The sequence below is a fragment of the Variovorax sp. OK605 genome, from assembly GCF_900115445.1.
Taxonomy (GTDB): Bacteria; Pseudomonadota; Gammaproteobacteria; order Burkholderiales; family Burkholderiaceae_C; genus Variovorax.
Genome location: NZ_FOWL01000024.1, coordinates 55214 through 71367 on the forward strand (window position 1 = coordinate 55214; position 16154 = coordinate 71367).

General features: G+C 68.4%; 17 protein-coding genes. 2 read left to right on the top strand and 15 right to left on the bottom strand.

Features of this window, described 5'->3' with window-relative positions; all coding sequences use genetic code 11:
- From BM013_RS36890 to hemA, 6 genes are all read right to left on the bottom strand, one after another.
- Positions 1-1311, bottom strand: a complete 1311-nt coding sequence (locus BM013_RS36890; protein ID WP_093134852.1) for a polyamine export protein PaeA — start codon at positions 1309-1311, stop codon at positions 1-3.
- A gap of 52 nt (positions 1312-1363) precedes the next feature.
- Entirely contained in the window at positions 1364-1870 is a 507-nt protein-coding gene (locus BM013_RS36895; protein WP_093134855.1) for a cupin domain-containing protein, read from the bottom strand.
- Between the two features lie 24 nt (positions 1871-1894).
- Positions 1895-2221 (bottom strand): Grx4 family monothiol glutaredoxin, encoded by a 327-nt coding sequence (gene grxD, locus BM013_RS36900; RefSeq protein WP_093134857.1) that lies wholly within the window; start codon positions 2219-2221, stop codon positions 1895-1897.
- 29 nt (positions 2222-2250) lie between these two features.
- The gene (gene prmC, locus BM013_RS36905; protein ID WP_093134860.1) at positions 2251-3102 is read right to left on the bottom strand and encodes a peptide chain release factor N(5)-glutamine methyltransferase; all 852 of its coding nucleotides are present in this window, start codon (positions 3100-3102) and stop codon (positions 2251-2253) included.
- Complete coding sequence (prfA, locus tag BM013_RS36910; RefSeq protein ID WP_093134862.1) at positions 3102-4190, bottom strand: peptide chain release factor 1; 1089 nt, start codon at positions 4188-4190, stop codon at positions 3102-3104. The genes prmC and prfA overlap by 1 nt, the downstream gene beginning before the upstream one ends.
- 108 nt (positions 4191-4298) lie before the next feature.
- Positions 4299-5570, bottom strand: coding sequence for a glutamyl-tRNA reductase (gene hemA, locus BM013_RS36915; RefSeq protein WP_093134865.1), 1272 nt, complete (start codon positions 5568-5570; stop codon positions 4299-4301).
- 122 nt (positions 5571-5692) lie between these two features.
- Between hemA and BM013_RS36920 the strand changes: the two genes are divergently transcribed.
- Complete coding sequence (locus BM013_RS36920) at positions 5693-5971, top strand: hypothetical protein (protein ID WP_093134867.1); 279 nt, start codon at positions 5693-5695, stop codon at positions 5969-5971.
- A gap of 34 nt (positions 5972-6005) precedes the next feature.
- On the opposite strand, the gene BM013_RS36925 is transcribed toward BM013_RS36920, so the two are convergent.
- The 4 genes from BM013_RS36925 to BM013_RS36940 form a co-directional block, all read right to left on the bottom strand.
- A complete protein-coding gene (locus BM013_RS36925; RefSeq protein ID WP_093134869.1) occupies positions 6006-6521 on the bottom strand; it encodes a GNAT family N-acetyltransferase in 516 nt (171 codons plus the stop codon).
- Positions 6521-7315: an ABC transporter ATP-binding protein gene (locus tag BM013_RS36930; RefSeq protein WP_093134871.1), complete on the bottom strand. Its 795-nt coding sequence runs from the start codon at positions 7313-7315 to the stop codon at positions 6521-6523. The genes BM013_RS36925 and BM013_RS36930 overlap by 1 nt, the downstream gene beginning before the upstream one ends.
- The gene (locus BM013_RS36935; RefSeq protein WP_093134873.1) at positions 7315-8211 is read right to left on the bottom strand and encodes an ABC transporter permease; all 897 of its coding nucleotides are present in this window, start codon (positions 8209-8211) and stop codon (positions 7315-7317) included. Before BM013_RS36935 ends, BM013_RS36930 begins: the two co-directional genes overlap by 1 nt.
- An 82-nt stretch (positions 8212-8293) precedes the next feature.
- Positions 8294-9220 (bottom strand): ABC transporter substrate-binding protein, encoded by a 927-nt coding sequence (locus tag BM013_RS36940; protein WP_093134970.1) that lies wholly within the window; start codon positions 9218-9220, stop codon positions 8294-8296.
- Between the two features lie 266 nt (positions 9221-9486).
- On the opposite strand from BM013_RS36940, the gene BM013_RS36945 reads away from it, so the two are divergent.
- A complete protein-coding gene (locus BM013_RS36945; protein ID WP_177206627.1) occupies positions 9487-9957 on the top strand; it encodes an Lrp/AsnC family transcriptional regulator in 471 nt (156 codons plus the stop codon).
- Between the two features lie 43 nt (positions 9958-10000).
- Here the strand turns inward: BM013_RS36945 and BM013_RS36950 are convergent, their stop codons facing one another.
- Genes BM013_RS36950 through ugpA form a run of 5 tightly spaced genes read right to left on the bottom strand, consistent with a single transcriptional unit; the run spans position 10001 to position 16106 of the window.
- Complete coding sequence (locus tag BM013_RS36950) at positions 10001-12496, bottom strand: DUF3772 domain-containing protein (RefSeq protein ID WP_093134877.1); 2496 nt, start codon at positions 12494-12496, stop codon at positions 10001-10003.
- 52 nt (positions 12497-12548) lie between these two features.
- Entirely contained in the window at positions 12549-13295 is a 747-nt protein-coding gene (ugpQ, locus tag BM013_RS36955) for a glycerophosphodiester phosphodiesterase (protein ID WP_093134880.1), read from the bottom strand.
- A 3-nt stretch (positions 13296-13298) separates the two neighbouring features.
- Positions 13299-14306: a sn-glycerol-3-phosphate ABC transporter ATP-binding protein UgpC gene (gene ugpC / locus BM013_RS36960; RefSeq protein ID WP_093134883.1), complete on the bottom strand. Its 1008-nt coding sequence runs from the start codon at positions 14304-14306 to the stop codon at positions 13299-13301.
- A gap of 15 nt (positions 14307-14321) precedes the next feature.
- Positions 14322-15170: a sn-glycerol-3-phosphate ABC transporter permease UgpE gene (gene ugpE / locus BM013_RS36965; RefSeq protein ID WP_093134885.1), complete on the bottom strand. Its 849-nt coding sequence runs from the start codon at positions 15168-15170 to the stop codon at positions 14322-14324.
- A gap of 54 nt (positions 15171-15224) precedes the next feature.
- On the bottom strand, positions 15225-16106 hold the full coding sequence (gene ugpA, locus BM013_RS36970; RefSeq protein ID WP_093134888.1) for a sn-glycerol-3-phosphate ABC transporter permease UgpA: 882 nt from the start codon (positions 16104-16106) through the stop codon (positions 15225-15227).
- Positions 16107-16154: the final 48 nt, after the last annotated feature.

Here is a 16154-nt window from a genome sequence, read left to right on the forward strand (position 1 = left end):
TCAGCCGGCCGGCGCCTTCGCGGTGCCCGAGCCCTTCGTGACCATCACCTGGTCGATGCGGTAGCTGTCCACGTCCATCACCTCGAAGGTGTAGCCGCCCCAGGTCACGTTGTCGGTGCGCTTGGGCACGCGGCGCAGCATCACCATCAGGAAGCCGGCGAGCGTTTCGTACTCTTCGGGGTGCGGCAGCTCGTCGATGTGCAGCGCGCGCTGCACGTCCTGGATGGGCGTCACGCCGTCGATGAGCCATGAGTTCTCGTCGCGCTGCACGATCTGCTCTTCGTCGGGCATCGACACCAGGTCGCCCATCACCGTACTCATCACGTCGTTGAGCGTGATCACGCCCACCACCAGGCTGTACTCGTTGACGATGATCGCGAAGTCTTCATGCGCCTGCTGGAACTGCTCGAGCACTTCGGTGAGCGACAGGCGGTCTGGGATCACCAGCGCCTTGTGCAGCGGCAGGCCCTGGTCGAAGGCCAGCGGCTGGCCGCTGAGCACGCGCTGGAACATGTCCTTGGCGTCCACGTAGCCCAGCACGTGGTCGATGTCGCCGTCGCACACCGGGTAGGCCGAGAAGGGCTCGGCCACGATGCGCGCGCGCAGCACGGTCTCGGGGTCGTCATGCAGGAACCAGGCGATGCTGTCGCGCGCGGTCATCACGCTGCTCACCAGGCGCGTCTCCAGCTCGAACACGTTGGCGATCACCTGCTGCTCGCGCACCGCGAGCACGCCGGCGCGCGCGCCGGCTTCGGTCATGGCGAGGATGTCGGCCGAGGTGATCTTGTCGTCGCGCGCCATCGGCATGCCCAGCACCTTGAACAGCAGGTCGGTGCAGCGCGTGAAGAACCACACGAGCGGCTTGAAGGTGGTGATGAGCAGCTGCATCGGCCCGACCATGCGAACCGCCAGCTGTTCGGGGTTGCTCATGCCCAGGCGCTTGGGGAACAGGTCGGCGAACACCAGGAACACCGCGATGACGATCACGAACGAGCACAGGAAGGCCACGCTGGCCGAGGCCTCCACGCTCAGCCAGCGCTCGAAGAAGCCTGCGAAGTAAGGGCTCAGCGAACCCTCGCCGACCACGCCGCCGAGGATGGCCACCGCGTTCAGGCCGATCTGCACCACGGTGAAGTAGTGGCCGGGCTGCTCCTGCACACGCAGCACCTTCTCCGCGCGCGGGTCGCCCTCGTCGGCCATCTGGCGCAAACGCAGGCGGCGCGAGGCGGCCAGGGTGATTTCGGCAAGGGAGAAGAACGCGCTCAACGCGATCAGCAAGACGATGATGAGCAGGCTTTGGGTCAGGGTCATGGTGGCACTGTGAAGAGCGCCATGGTGCCATGACTCGGCCCGCTGGAAACGCTCAGACGCCGCCGTGCGGGTGGGTCGGGTCGACCCAGAGTACCGATTCGGGCTTTTCCACAGGCTCGATGTCGAGGTTCACGGCCACTGCCTCGCCGTCGCTGCGGCACAGCACGCATTCGAGCGGCTCGGTCGCGCTGGCGTTGATTTCCTGGTGCGGCACATAGGGCGGCACGTAGATGAAGTCGCCCGGTCCGGCCTCGGCCGTGAACTCGAGCTTCTCGCCCCAGCGCATGCGGGCCCGTCCGCGCACTACGTAGATCACCGATTCGAGCGGGCCGTGGTGATGGGCGCCGGTCTTGGCGTCCGCGTGGATGGTGACGGTACCGGCCCACAGCTTCTGCGCACCGACGCGCGCGAAGTTGATGGCGGCCGCCCGGTTCATGCCGGGCGTCTGCGCGGTGTTGACGTCGAGCTGGTTGGCGCCGACCACGCGCACGCCGTCGTGCTTCCACGCCGGGGCGGCCTCATGGTCATCGTCATGCGGGTGGCCGTGATCGTGGCTCATGGCGTGCGCCGTGAAATCAGGCGATCAGGCCGGGCTGCCGTTCACCACTTGCTGCAGCTCGCCGGATTCGTACATCTCCATCATGATGTCCGAGCCGCCGATGAACTCGCCCTTCACGTAGAGCTGCGGAATGGTGGGCCAGTTGCTGTATTCCTTGATGCCCTGGCGAATGCCGTCGTCTTCGAGCACGTTGACGGTCTTGAGCGCCTTGGTGTCGACACCGACCGCCTTCAGGATCTGGATCGCGCGGCCCGAGAAGCCGCACATCGGGAAACTGGCGTTGCCCTTCATGAAGAGCACGAGTTCGTTGGTTTTGACGAGATCGTCGATGCGTTGTTGAGCGTCGGACATGGGGACTCCTGAAAAGTGGGCTGAGGGGATTATTTCACTGCGCGCCAGATTCCGCCGGAGCAGCGCGGGATGCCGGCGAGGTCGTCGCGGCTTTGCACCTCGGCAAAACCACGATCGGCGAGCAGTTGGCGCACGGCGGCGGCCTGGTCGTGGCCGTGTTCGAGCAGCAGCCAGCCGCCCGCTGCGAGGTGCGCGGGGGCGTGGCGCACGATCTGGCGGATGTCGTCGAGGCCGTCGGCGCCCGCGACCAGCGCGGAAACGGGTTCATGGCGCAGGGCGGGCAGGTGCGGATCGCCGGCGGCGATGTACGGCGGGTTGCTGGCGATGACCATGTAGCCGCTGGCGGCGCCGTCGAGCCAGTTCGCCTGGGCGAAGCGCACCGGCAGGCCCAGGCGCCGGGCGTTGGCTTCGGCCACCGCAAGCGCGTCGGCGCTGGCATCGACCGCATCGACCTGCGCGTCGAGCCGGGCGTTCTGCAGCGCCAGTGCGATGGCGCCGCTGCCGGTGCCGAGGTCGAGCACGCGCGGGGCGGGCTGGCCTTCGAGGCACAGCAGCGCCCATTCGACCAGCGTCTCGGTGTCCGGGCGGGGCACCAGCACGCGGGCATCGACATGCAGGTCGAGGCCGTGGAATTCCTTCTCGCCCAGCAGGTAGGCCACCGGCTCGCCCGCCAGACGGCGCGACAGCTGCGCGGCCAGCGCGGACCAGGCCGCCTCGGGCATGGCGTCGGTGTCGTGCGCCAGCAGCCACGCCCGGTCGTGCGGGGCCCGGCCCAGCGCGTGCAGCAGCAGCAACTGCGCGTCGAGCCGGTCCGCGCCCAGCGCAACGGCCGCGGCCAGCGCCTGCGCCACGGTCGACGGCAACGGGTTCCCGGTGTCCATCACGCCGGCAGGCTCGACTCGAGCTCGGCCAGTTGCTCGGCCTCGCGCGCGGCGCGCAGTGCTTCGAGCACGTCGCCCATGTCGCCCTCCATGATGGCGAGCAGCTTGTAGAGCGTGAGGTTGATGCGGTGGTCCGTGAGCCGGCCCTGCGGGAAGTTGTACGTGCGGATGCGGTCGGAGCGGTCGCCGCTGCCGATCAGCCCCTTGCGCATGGCGGCGTCCTTGGCGGCGCGCTCGCTGCGCTCCTTCTCCTGGATGCGCGCCGACAGCACCTGCAGCGCCTTGGCCTTGTTGCGGTGCTGGCTGCGGTCGTCCTGGCATTCGGCCACGATGCCGGTCGGAATATGCGTGATGCGCACGGCCGAGTCGGTCTTGTTGATGTGCTGCCCGCCGGCGCCGCTCGCGCGGTAGGTGTCGATGCGCAGGTCGGCGGGGTTGATCTGCACCGCCACGGTTTCATCGGGCTCGGCCAGCACGGCGACCGTGCAGGCGCTGGTGTGGATGCGGCCTTGTGTCTCGGTGGCCGGCACGCGCTGCACGCGGTGGCCGCCCGACTCGAAGCGCAGGTGGCCGAACACGTCGTCGCCCGAGATGCGCACCACCACTTCCTTGTAGCCGCCGAGCTCGCTCTCGCTCTCGCTCACCACCTCGCAGCGCCAGCCGGCGCGCTCGCAGTAGCGCGTGTACATGCGCAGCAGGTCGCCCGCGAACAGGGCCGATTCGTCGCCGCCCGTGCCCGCGCGGATTTCGAGGAACGCGTTGCGCGCGTCGTCCGGGTCCTTGGGCAGCAGCAGGCGCTGCAGCTCTTCCTCGAGCTGGACCAGCTCGGCCTCGGCGCCGTCGATTTCTTCCTTCGCCATCTCGGCCATGTCGGGGTCGTCGAGCATTTCCCGGGCGCCGGCGATGTCGGATTCACGCTGCTTGAAACGTTCGTAGCGGCCCGCGATCTGCGTGATTTCGGCGTGCTCGCGCGAGATGGTGCGGTACTGCGCCATGTCGCTCATGATGTCTTCGCGCGAGAGCAGGAAGTCGAGTTCGCCCAGGCGCTGGGCATAGCGTTCGAGTTGGTGGCGCAGGAAGGATTTCACGGCTGAAAAGGACTCGGGAAAGCTCGAAAAAATGAGGAATGCCGCCGTGCGGCCGCAGGGCGCATGAAGAAGCCGCGGCCGCGAAGGGCCCGGCGCCGACCAGCGTCGCTAACGCTCTTTGCGCAGGAACAGGCGCGAGATGGTCTGCGCCGTCTGTTCGCGCGAGGCGGCGTCGCCCGCGTGCAGCTCGGCCATGGCGCCGTGCATCATCTTCTGCGTGAGCCCGCGCGACATGGCCTCGAGCACGGCCTCGACCGGTTCGCCCTTGGCCAACAGCTTGCGGGCGCGCGTCATCTCGGCGGCGCGCCATTCGTCGGCCTGCGCGTTGAGTTGCTGGATCAGCGGCACGGTGCCGCGCTGGCCCAGCCAGTGCATGAAGCTCTGCACGCCGGCGTCGATGATCACTTCGGCCTGCGCCACGGCGGCCTGGCGGTTGGCCTGGCCCTGTTGCACGACCTGTGCGAGGTCGTCCACGGTGTAGAGGTAGATGTCCTCGAGCGCCTTCACTTCGGGCTCGATGTCGCGCGGCACGGCCAGGTCGACCATGAACATCGGGCGGTGCTTGCGTGCCTTGAGCGCGCGCTCCACAGCGCCCAGGCCGATGATCGGCAGCGTGCTGGCGGTGCAGCTCACGATGATGTCGAATTCGGCCAGCCGCGAGGGCAGGTCGGCCAGCCGCATGGCCTCGCCGCCGAAGCGCGAGGCCAGCTTTTCGCCGCGTTCGAGCGTGCGGTTGGCAATGGCGATCGACTTGGGTTCCTTGGCCGCGAAGTGCGTGGCCGCGAGGTCGATCATTTCGCCCGCGCCGACGAACAGCACGCGCGTGCTGCGCAGGTCTTCGAACAGCTGGCCGGCCAGGCGCACGGCGGCGGCGGCCATGCTGATGGAGTGCGCGCCGATCTCGGTGGCGGTGCGCACTTCCTTGGCGACGGCGAACGAACGCTGGAACAACTGGTTCAGCGTGCTGCCGAGCGCGCCGGCGGTTTCGGCCGCGCGCACGGCGTCTTTCATCTGGCCGAGGATCTGTGCTTCACCGAGCACCATCGAGTCGAGCCCGCTGGCCACGCGGAAGGCGTGGCGCGCGGCCTCGTCGTTGTGCAGGGTGTAGGCATGCGAGCGCAGCAGGGCCGGGGCCACGCCGCCGCTTTGCGCCAGCCAGCCGAAGGTGTGGTCGAGCGCGATGTGCTCGGAGGCGCAATAGATCTCCGTGCGGTTGCAGGTGGAGATGATCGCGGCCTCGACCTGGGGGTGGTGGCCGGGGGCAAAGGAACTGCGCAGGCTCTGCAGCGTCGGGGCGATCTGGTCGAGCGCGAACGCGAAACGACCGCGCAGATCGAGCGGCGCGGTCGTGTGGTTCAAGCCAAGAGCCCAGACAGACATGCGCGTGATTATAAAATCAGCAGCCGCACCAGGCTTGCGCGGGGACAAATGGCTTTCCCTATGACAGCCATACCCCTTGCCGCATGGCCTCGCGCCTGCGGCCCCCCTCCCGATACACCCCGATGGACCTGCTGGCCCTCCTGAATCACCTGCTTAATTTTGTGGCGCCCGCGGCCTTCCTGGCGCTGGTGCTGGCCTTTGCCGGGCGCTTCCTGGGCGGCCGGCGCGCCGGCGTGCCGGGCTGGTGGGTGCAGTGCGCGTTCACCTTCCTGGCAGGCGTCGCCGTGCTGTTGACCGGCCTCGTGGTGTCCGGGCGCGACGGGCTGATGACGACCTATGCCGCGCTGGTGGTGGTCTGCGGCGTCGTCCAGTGGCTGGCGATGCGCGGCTGGCGTCGCTGAAAGCCAGGCGAGCCAGGCGAGCCGGGCCGGCCGGTCAGTCCAGCCGCCGCATCATGAAAACCGAATCGCCGGGGTAGGTGGCCAGCCGCGCCAGTTGCCCGGGGCCGGCGGGCTGTGTCGCCGCATAGCCCTGGCGCTCCCAGAACCCCACCGACGATTGCACCGACACCAGCGTCGAATGCCGCCAGCCGGCCTGTGCCGCGTGCGCCCAGGCATGGCGCACCAGCCGCGGCCCCAGGCCCAGCCCCGAGGCGTCCGGGTGCACGGCCAGGTCGTGCAGGTAGAGCGCATCGGCGGCGGCTGCCACCTCGAACTCCCCGTGCAAGGGCGTGAGCTTGCCCATGACCGACGGATACCCCGCCAGGTAGGCCCGCACGTGTCCCATGTGCTCCGCGACCCAGCCCGTGTGCGGCGCGGCCGCAAGCCGCCGCGCGATCAGCTCGCCGCTCTCCACGAACCCCGCGCCGTAGCAGGCGAGCTGGACCGCGAGCACGGCGTCGAGGTCGTCCGCGCGCATGGCGCGCACGAGGAGGGCGGCCGATGCGTCCATCAGGCCAGCAGCAGCTTGTCGTCGTCCAGCTTCTCGCCGCGCGTCTGCTCGAACATGCGCAGCAGGTCGGGCACGTCCAGCCCCGCGCGCTGCGGCCCGGCCACGTCGAGGATCACCTGGCCCTCGTGCAGCATCACCGTGCGCGAGCCGTAGTCCAGCGCCTGGCGCATGCTGTGCGTCACCATCATCGCGGTGAGCTGGCCGGCCTCGACGATCTTGGCCGTGAGTTCCAGCACGAAGGCCGCGGTCTTGGGGTCGAGCGCGGCGGTGTGCTCGTCCAGCAGCAGGATGCGCGAGGGCTTGAGCGACGCCATCAGCAGGCTCACCGCCTGCCGCTGGCCGCCCGACAGCAGCCCGATGCGGTCGGCCAGCCGGTTCTCCAGCCCCAGCTTCAGGATCGACAGCTTCTCGCGGAACAGTTCGCGCAGCTTGCGGTTCAGCGCAAAGCCGAAGGCCCGGCGCTCGCCGCGCTTCCAGGCCAGCGCCATGTTCTCCTCGATGGTCAGCGCCTCGCAGGTGCCGGCCATCGGGTCCTGGAACACGCGGGCCACCATGCCCGAGCGCTGCCAGGCGTTCATGCGCGTCACGTCCTTGCCATCGATCTCGATGCGGCCCTTGTCGACGATCAGGTCGCCGCTCACCGCATTGAGAAAGGTCGACTTGCCCGCGCCGTTCGAGCCGATCACGGTGACGAACTGTCCGGTGGGAATCTCCAGGCCGAGCCCGCGCAGCACGCGGTTCTCGATCGGGGTGCCCGGGTTGAAGGTCATCTCGAGTTGTTGGGCGCGCAGCATCAGTTCTTCCCCTTGAAAAGCGCGCGCAGCTTGCGCTTGTACGCGGGCACCAGCAGCGCGAAGGCCACCAGCACGGCGGTCACCAGGTTCAGGTCTTGCGCCTGCAGGCCCATGAAGTCGGTGTTCAGCGCCAGCGCGATGAAGAAGCGGTACAGCAGCGCACCCAGCACGCAGGCCAGCGTGGTGATGACCATGCTGCGCGCGGGCAGCAGGGTCTCGCCGATGATCACCGCGGCCAGGCCGATCACGATGGTGCCCACGCCCATCGAGATGTCGGCCGTGCCCTGGCTCTGCGCGAACAGCGCGCCGGCCAGCGCCACCAGCGCGTTCGACAGCGCCAGCCCCGCCATGGTGTGGAAGTCGGTCGAGATGCCCTGGGCCCGCGCCATGCGCGCGTTGCCGCCGGTGGCGCGCATCGCCAGGCCGGCTTCCGAGGCGAAGAACATGTCGACCACGATCTTGGCCGCGATCACGATCAGCAGCAGCAACAGCGGCTTGGCCCACTGCTCCGGCATGCCGCCGAAGTCGATCATGCTGAACACGGTGGGTTCGGTGATGAGCGCCACGTTGGGCTTGCCCATCACGCGCAGGTTGATGGAGTACAGCGCGATCATCACCAGGATGCTGGCAAGCAGCTGCATGATCTTCAGCTTGACGTTGAGCCAGGCCGTGATCAAGCCCGCCGCAGCGCCGGCCACGCAGGCCACCGCGGTGGCGGCCACCGGGTTCCAGCCGAAGACGATCAGCGTCGCGGCCACGGCGGCGCCGAGCGGAAAGCTGCCGTCCACCGTGAGGTCGGGAAAGTTGATGATGCGAAACGACATGAAGACGCCCAGCGCGACCAGTCCGAATATCAGACCGATCTCGATGGCGCCCAGCGATGCAATGAGGGACATGTGGGGGCTTCCGGCAGGCAGCGAGACAGGAACAGGCGCGCGCCCCGGCCGCTGAGGGCGGGGCGCGGGCCCGTCGGAGGGCTTACTTGGTGCTCACGACCTTCGCGGTCTTCAGCAGCTCGTCGGACAGGGTCACGCCCTGTGCCTTGGCCGCGCCGGGGTTCACCACCAGCTCGAAGTTGGTGCTGGTCTGCGAGGCGATGGTGCCGGGCTTCTCGCCCTTCAGGATGCGCACCACGATCTTGCCGGTCTGGCGGCCGATGTCGCTGTAGTTCAGGCCCAGCGCCGCCACGGCGCCGCGCTCCACGGTGGCCGTGTCGGCCGCCACCACCGGCAGCTTGGCCTGCTGCGCCACCTTCACGATGCCTTCGAAGGCCGAGACCACGTTGTTGTCGGTGGGCGTGTAGATCACGTCGGCCTTGCCGACCAGGCTCTGCGCGGCGGTCGGCACGTCCACCGTGCGGGCGGCGGCGGCCTCGACCACGGTCATGCCGGCATCGGCGGCGGCCTTCTTCAGCGCGGCGACGATGGCCACCGAGTTGGCTTCGCCGGGGCTGTAGATCACGCCCACGCGCTTGGCGGCGGGCACCACCTGCTTGATGAGGGCAATGTGCTTTTCCAGCGGCGACAGGTCGGACACGCCCGTCACGTTGGTGCCCGTGGCGTCCCAGTTCTTCACCAGCTTGGCGGCCACCGGGTCGGTGATGGCCGAGTACACGACCGGAATGGTCTTGGTCGAGGCGACCACGGCCTGTGCCGACGGCGTGGCGATGGCCACGATCACGTCGGGCGCATCGCCCACGTACTTGCGGGCGATCTGGGCGGCGGTGCCCACGTTGCCCTGCGCGCTCTGGTAGCTGAACTTGAGGTTCTTGCCTTCTTCGTAGCCGGCGGCCTTCAGCTCGGCCTTCACGCCGTCGCGCACCGCGTCCAGCGCCGGATGCTCGACGATGGCCGTCACGGCCACCGACTTGGTGTCGGCCGCGAACGACGGGGCGGCGGCCAGCATGCCGAGGGCCAGGGCCACTGCGCTGAAGGGGGTGCGAAGCAAAGCGTTTTTCACGAGAAAGAGTCTCCGGGTGGGGATGGAATGCGTCTGAAACCGCCGGCGCGGGCCGGTGGCGGGGGATTCAGCGGCCTCGGATCGCGGCATGCGTTTCCGGGGGCGCTTCGGAGTCTAGATCGTACTTTGCACAATTAAGGTGCATGACAGGCCGGGACTTACCCCGCTTTGCGCCATAAAATTGCATGAATTTGGTGCATGAGGAGAGTAAATTGCATGACGTCGCACTGGATCGGATCGACCGGAAGATTCTCGAGCACCTGCAGGTGAACGGCCGCGCGTCCAACCTGGAGCTGGCAGAGGTGGCCAACCTTTCGCCCGCGCAGTGCCTGCGGCGGCACCGGCGGCTGGAAGAACTGGGCCTGATCCACGGCTACGCGGCGCGGCTGAACGCGCGCCGCATCGGGCTGGGCGTGATCGCCTTCATCCACGTGACCATGGCGCGCGGCCATGTCGACGAGCTGCCCAAGTTCCAGGACCTGATCGCCGACATGAAGCAGATCCTGGAGTGCTATTCGGTGACCGGCGACTTCGACTACGTGCTCAAGGTGGTCGCGCAGGACCTGGAGGCGCTTTCGCAGTTCCTCATGCACACGCTGATGCACATGCCCGGTGTGTCGGCGGTGCGCTCGAGCGTGTGCCTCAATGAGGTCAAGTTCACCACGGCTCTGCCATTGGAATGAGCGCTGGAGCGAGCGCTGCCGGAGAGCGCGCGTTCCGCCAGCCTCAGGTCTGCACGCCGGGAATGGGCGAGGCGGGCGACGAAGGCACGCTGGGCGTTGCCAGCGGCTCCGGCGTGGCGGTGGCCGCCATGACCATCGTCGGCACCGCCAGTGGCAGCGAGGCTTTCTTCAGCTCGTCGAGGATCACGAACAGCAGGTCGCTGCGCACGCCGCCCGCCAGCCGGGGGCTCGGCACGTAGGCAATGGCCTGGAAGATCAGCAGCCCGTTTTCGATGCCTTCGAGCGTGAGCGACGGCGCCGGTGTTTCCAGCACGCCCTCGTGCGCCTTGCAGGCGGCCAGGATCAGGTCGCGCACGCGCAGCGCGTCGGTGGTCAGCGGCATCGGCAGGCGGATCAGCACGCGTCCCTCGGCATTGGCCAGCGTCATGTTGCGCACGGTCTTGGTGATGAACTCCGAGTTCGGCACGATCAGCGTGGAGCGGTCGCCCAGCTGGATCTCGGTGGCGCGCACGTTGATGCGCCGCACGTCGCCCTCGGCCGTGCCCAGCACCACCCAGTCGCCCACCTTCACCGGCTGCTCCGCCAGCAGGATGAGCCCCGAGATGAAGTTCTGCACGATCGCCTGCAGGCCGAAACCGATGCCCACCGACAGCGCACTGGCCACCCACGCGATGCGCTCGATGCCGATGCCCAGCGCCGACAGCGTGAACGCGATCACCAGGATGCCGCCCACGTAGCCCAGCAGCGTGGTGATCGAGCTCTGCATGCCCGGCTCGAACTGCGTGTTCGGCAGGTAGCTGCGCGTGAGCCAGCGCTTGAACACCCGCAGCACGATGAAGCCCACCACCGCCACCGTGAGCGCGCTCAGGATCGCGCCCGGCACCAGCTGGAACTCGCCCACCTTCACGCCCGTGCCGAGCTTGCCGCTGCGCTGGAACACCTCGCCCGGCGTGGTGCCCAGCGGCGCGGCGAGCGCGATCAGCATGTAGACGAACAGCGCCACGCGGCTGATGCCCGACAGCACCGTGGCCGCCTGGTCCAGCGTCTGCGGCGCGAGGCCGAAGCTCTTCTGCAGCTTCTGGCCGAAGGTGCTGCGCGACGCCACGATGGCCATGAACACGTCGTCGGCGAACTTGAACAGCACGTAGAAGGCCGCGGCCACGATGCCGCTCCAGGTCAGCTGCGACGCCAGGAAGCTGCCCAGCGCCACGTAGCCCAGCGCCACCAGCACCCAGATGGCGATCATCAGCATGCCGATCAGCGCCACCAGCAGGCCGACCCACATCGGCCGCTCGGGCAGGCCGGCCTCGGGCGCGTCGGCGCGCAGCGCCTTGAGCCGGTAGATCACCGTGCCCACCAGGGCCGTGAGCACCAGCGCCGTCAGCACGTGCGTGGCCACCACGGCCGCGAAGCTGGCGTCGATCAGCGCGTTGATCTCGGCCGGCGTCCAGGCCAGCGCCGCCACCAGCGCCACCAGCCAGGGGAGCACGGCGAGCTTGCTGGCCGTGGCGTCGGGAATCGGCGGCAGCCGCCACGAGGGGCGGCCGGTGGCCAGCAGCGCGCGGCCCAGGCCGATCACGAAGGCCATGAAGGTCAGCGCCTGCGCCGCCGATTGCAGCGCCTTGCGCGCCTGCGAGTCCCAGGTGGCGTAGTTCTTGAGCACTTCCACGAAGCCGTGCGCGGCCACCGCCACCAGCAGCACGTGCGCCGCGACGATGGCGATCACCAGCAGTGAGCGGCGCAGCCGGCCGGCCGGCAGCATGCGCGTGGCGAGCCGCGTCAGGGCGTGCTCGGCGGCCCACACGCCCAGGAAGGCCAGCAGCAGCGCGCCGATCAGCGCGGCGATCACCGGCGTGCGCGACGTGCTCGCCAGGGCCTGATCGAGGCCGTCGCCCAGCGCCGTGCCCATGGCCTGCAGCCGGTCCAGGTCGTCGGGCCAGGCCTCCTGCAGGTCGTTCCAGAAGGTGTCGGAGAGCGGCGAGGCCGCGCGCTCGGTCAGCTGGGCCTCGAACAGCGCGCGCCGCTGCGTGACCAGGTCGGCGCCGCGCTGGCGCACGTCGATGGACAGCAGCTTCGCCAGCCGGATGTCGGCGTCGAGCGCGTTGCGCTCCTTGGTGAGCCGCGCGCGCTGGCGCGTGATGTCGGGGTCTTCGGTGCTGCCGGCGGCGGGCGGGTTGCCGAGTTCGCCCAGGCGCGCGTTGAGGTCGGCGAGGTCGCCGGTGCGCGCGGCGACGAACTTGTCGGCCTGCGCGCCGATGTCGTTGATCTGCGCGAGCTGCTTGCGCGGGTCTTCGTCGGGGCTGTCGCCCTTGCCGTCCTTGCCTGAATCGGCCGTGAGCTTGTTGAACTGCGTGCGCAGCTCGGCCACGGTGGGCGCGGGGACGGCGGCCGCCGCCGCTGCGGCCGCAGCCGCGCTGTTGTTCGGGTTGCCGGAGCCGGCGTTCATGCTGGCATCGGGCTGTGCGAGCGCGCCGCCGCACATCGACAGGGCCAGCAGGATGGCGAGGCCGCAGCCCGCCAGGCGAGAGGTCCAATTCATGGCCGCATCATAGAAGCGGCCATGAGGTAAGCGCCTGTAAGAAACGTGCGCCTCAGCCGGCCGGGCTGAACAGGTCGACCCGGTCGGTGATGATGCCGTCGGTGCCCAGTTCGATCAGGCGCTGCGCGGCCCACTCGTCGTTCACCGTGTAGCTCAGCGCGCGCATGCCGGCCTCGTGCACCTGCGCCACCACCGCGGCGTCCCACAGGGCGTGGTTGCAGACGATGGCCACGCAGCCGAGTTGCTTCGCGGTGCCGAGCCAGCCGTCCCACAGCCTGTCGAGCAGCAGCCCGCGCGGCAGTTCGGGTTGCGCGGCCTGCGCGCCCTTGAGCGAGTCGACCTGGAACGACGTGAGCAGCGGCGGCACGGCCGCGCCTTGCCACAGGCGCGCGGCGTCGCGCGCCACCACTTCGCCGGTCTCGCGCTCGGCGCCCGGCGTGGGCTTGATCTCGATGTTCAGCAGGTAGCCGTTCGCCAGGCAGTAACGCGCCAGGTTCTCCAGCGTGGGCAGCGGCTCGCCCGCGTAGGCGCGCGAATGCCAGCCGCCCGCGTCGAGCTGCGCCAGCGCGCTCCAGGGCTGCGCGCCGCCGGTGCCATGGCCGCTGGTGGTGCGCTCGAGCGTGGCGTCGTGCATCAGGAAGGTCACGCCGTCGGCGCTGAGCTTGGCGTCGCACTCGAACATGCGGTAGCCGTGCGCGGCGCCGAGCCGGAACGCGGCCAGCGTGTTCTCGGGCGCCAGCTTGCCGGCACCGCGGTGCGCGACCCAGCGCGGGTAGGGCCAGGGTGTCGGCGCGGCCATCGGTCAGTCGGCGCGCTTGCCGGAGCCGGCGTCGAACCAGTGCAGCTTGTCTTCGCGCGCGGCGATCTTCACCGTGTCGCCGGCCATCGGCGGATGGTCGCCTTCGTCGGTGCGCATGATGATCTGCTCGTCGCCGATGCGCCCGTACACCAGGCGCTCGGCGCCCAGCAGTTCGACCTGCTCGACCTGCACCGTCCAGCCGCTTTCGTCGAGCTTCATGTGCTCGGGGCGGATGCCCAGGATCTGGCCCGGGCGCACGCCCGGCGCGTGCTTGAGCAGGTTCATCGGCGGCGAGCCGATGAAGCTGGCCACGAAGGTGGTGGCGGGGCGGTTGTAGACCTCTTCGGGCGTGGCGAACTGGTCCATCACGCCGCCGTTCATCACGATGATGCGCTGCGCCAGCGTCATGGCTTCGACCTGGTCGTGCGTGACGAACAGCGAGGTGATGCCCAGCTCGCGGTGCAGCTTCTGGATTTCGAGGCGGGTCTGCGCGCGCAGCTTGGCGTCCAGGTTCGACAGCGGTTCGTCGAACAGGAACACCTGCGGCTGGCGCACGATGGCGCGGCCCATGGCCACGCGCTGGCGCTGGCCGCCGGAGAGTTCGCGCGGCTTGCGCTCCAGCAGGTGGCCGAGCTCGAGGATCTTGGCGGCCTTGTCGACGCGCACCTTGATCTCGTCGACCGGCACCTTGGCGATCTTCAGGCCGTAGGCCATGTTCGCGAACACGCTCATGTGCGGGTACAGCGCGTAGTTCTGGAACACCATGGCGATGTCGCGCTCGGAAGGTTCGAGCTGGTTCACCACCTTGTTGCCGATGGCGATCTCGCCGGCCGAGACTTCCTCGAGGCCGGCCACCATGCGCAGCAGCGTGGACTTGCCGCAGCCCGAGGGGCCCACGATCACGATGAATTCATGGTCGGCGATCTCGGCGCTCACGCCGTGGATGACCTGGTTGGCTTTCGGCCCGTGGCCGTAGCGCTTGATGACGTTGCGTAGAGAGAGAGCAGCCATTTTTCGTTCAGCGTTTTATTTGTCGGTATCGACCAGGCCCTTGACGAACCACTTCTGCATCAGCACCACCACGATGCCCGGCGGCAGCATGGCCAGGACGGCGGTGGCCATCACCACGTTCCAGTCCACCGGCGACTCGCCGTTGCCGGTCATGGCCTTGATGCCCACCACGATCGGGTACATGTTCTCGCTGGTCGCGGCGATCAGCGGCCAGAGGTACTGGTTCCAGCCGTAGATGAACTGGATCACGAACAGCGCCGCGATGCTGGTCTTCGACAGCGGCAGCAGGATGTCCTTGAAGAAGCGCATGGCGCCCGCGCCGTCGACGCGCGCGGCTTCCACCAGCTCGTCGGGCACCGTCAGGAAGAACTGGCGGAACAGGAAGGTGGCCGTGGCCGAGGCGATCAGCGGCACCGAGAGCCCGGCGAAGGTGTTGATCATGCCGAGGCTGGCCACCACCTGGTAGGTCGGGCCGATGCGCACTTCGACCGGCAGCATCAGCGTGATGAAGATCAGCCAGAAGCACAGGCTGCGCAGCGGGAAGCGGAAGTACACCACCGCGAACGCCGACAGCAGCGAGATGCTGATCTTGCCGAAGGTGATGATGAAGGTGATGACAGAGCTCACCCAGATCATGCGTGCCACCGACACGTTGGTGCTGGTGCGCCCGCCGCCGGTGAGCGCCGCCTTGTAGGTTTCCCAGAAGTGGCCGCCGGGCAGGATCGGCATCGGCGCCTGCATGATTTCCTGCGGCGTGTGCGTGGAGGCCACGAAGGCCAGGTAGATCGGGAACACCACCAGGATCACGCCGAAGATCATGATGGCGTGCGCGAGGATGCCCAGGGAGGCGCGGCGCTCAACCATGGCGGGCCTCCGTCGTCGAGAGATTGAATTGCATGGGGGAGGTGAAGGAGGTCATCAGTACTGGACCTTCTTTTCGACGTAGCGGAACTGCAGCACCGTGAGGCAGATGACGATGGCCATCAGCACCACCGACTGCGCGGCGGCGCCGCCGAAGTCCATGCCGCGGAAGCCGTCGAAGTACACGCGGTAGACCAGCGTGGCGGTCTCCTTGCCGGGGCCGCCTTGCGTGGTGGCGTCGATGATCGCGAAGGTGTCGAAGAAGGCGTACACCATGTTGATCACCAGCAGGAAGAAGGTGGTGGGCGTGAGCAGCGGGAACTGGATGGTCCAGAAGCGCCGCATCGGGCGCGCGCCGTCGATGGCGGCCGCCTCGATCAGCGACTTCGGGATCGACTGCAGGCCCGCGAGGAAGAACAGGAAGTTGTACGAAATCTGCTTCCACACCGCCGCCATCACGACCAGCGCCATGGCGTCGTTGCCGTTGAGCAGGTGGTTCCAGCTGATGCCCATCTTCTTGAGCCAATAGGCCACGATGCCGATGGACGACGAGAACATGAACGACCACAGCAGGCCGGTGACCACCGGCGCCACGGCGTACGGCAGGATCAGCACGCTGCGGTAGAAGCGCGAGCCGCGCACCACGCGGTCGGCGAAGACGGCCAGCAGCAGCGCGATGCTCAGGCCCAGCACCGTGACCAGCGCCGAGAAGACCAGCGTGGTCTGGAACGAGGCCATGTAGGTGCTGTCGTTCCACAGCGCCACGAAGTTGTCGAGGCCGACCCAGGTGATCGAATTACCGAACGCATCCTGCTGCTGCAGCGATTGCACCAGCGCCTGGCCGGCGGGCCAGAAGAAGAAGACGCCGACGATGATCAGCTGCGGGGCGAGCAAAGCCCAGGGCAGCCAGCTCGAACGAAAAAGGACGCGTTTTTCCATGAGGGAGCGTTCAGGTCACAGACACACTAATAAGCAAACAGCCAGCAC

Bases quoted from the DNA above. Each gene is read 5' to 3' on its own strand.
- BM013_RS36890 (WP_093134852.1), bottom strand. From the start codon at position 1,311: ATGACCCTGACCCAAAGCCTGCTCATCATCGTCTTGCTGATCGCGTTG.
- BM013_RS36895 (WP_093134855.1), bottom strand. From the start codon at position 1,870: ATGAGCCACGATCACGGCCACCCGCATGACGATGACCATGAGGCCGCC.
- grxD (WP_093134857.1), bottom strand. From the start codon at position 2,221: ATGTCCGACGCTCAACAACGCATCGACGATCTCGTCAAAACCAACGAA.
- prmC (WP_093134860.1), bottom strand. From the start codon at position 3,102: ATGGACACCGGGAACCCGTTGCCGTCGACCGTGGCGCAGGCGCTGGCC.
- hemA (WP_093134865.1), bottom strand. From the start codon at position 5,570: ATGTCTGTCTGGGCTCTTGGCTTGAACCACACGACCGCGCCGCTCGAT.
- BM013_RS36920 (WP_093134867.1), top strand. From the start codon at position 5,693: ATGGACCTGCTGGCCCTCCTGAATCACCTGCTTAATTTTGTGGCGCCC.
- BM013_RS36925 (WP_093134869.1), bottom strand. From the start codon at position 6,521: ATGGACGCATCGGCCGCCCTCCTCGTGCGCGCCATGCGCGCGGACGAC.
- BM013_RS36930 (WP_093134871.1), bottom strand. From the start codon at position 7,315: ATGCTGCGCGCCCAACAACTCGAGATGACCTTCAACCCGGGCACCCCG.
- BM013_RS36935 (WP_093134873.1), bottom strand. From the start codon at position 8,211: ATGTCCCTCATTGCATCGCTGGGCGCCATCGAGATCGGTCTGATATTC.
- BM013_RS36940 (WP_093134970.1), bottom strand. From the start codon at position 9,220: ATGCTGGCCGCCGCCCCGTCGTTCGCGGCCGACACCAAGTCGGTGGCC.
- BM013_RS36950 (WP_093134877.1), bottom strand. From the start codon at position 12,496: ATGAATTGGACCTCTCGCCTGGCGGGCTGCGGCCTCGCCATCCTGCTG.
- ugpQ (WP_093134880.1), bottom strand. From the start codon at position 13,295: ATGGCCGCGCCGACACCCTGGCCCTACCCGCGCTGGGTCGCGCACCGC.
- ugpC (WP_093134883.1), bottom strand. From the start codon at position 14,306: ATGGCTGCTCTCTCTCTACGCAACGTCATCAAGCGCTACGGCCACGGG.
- ugpE (WP_093134885.1), bottom strand. From the start codon at position 15,170: ATGGTTGAGCGCCGCGCCTCCCTGGGCATCCTCGCGCACGCCATCATG.
- ugpA (WP_093134888.1), bottom strand. From the start codon at position 16,106: ATGGAAAAACGCGTCCTTTTTCGTTCGAGCTGGCTGCCCTGGGCTTTG.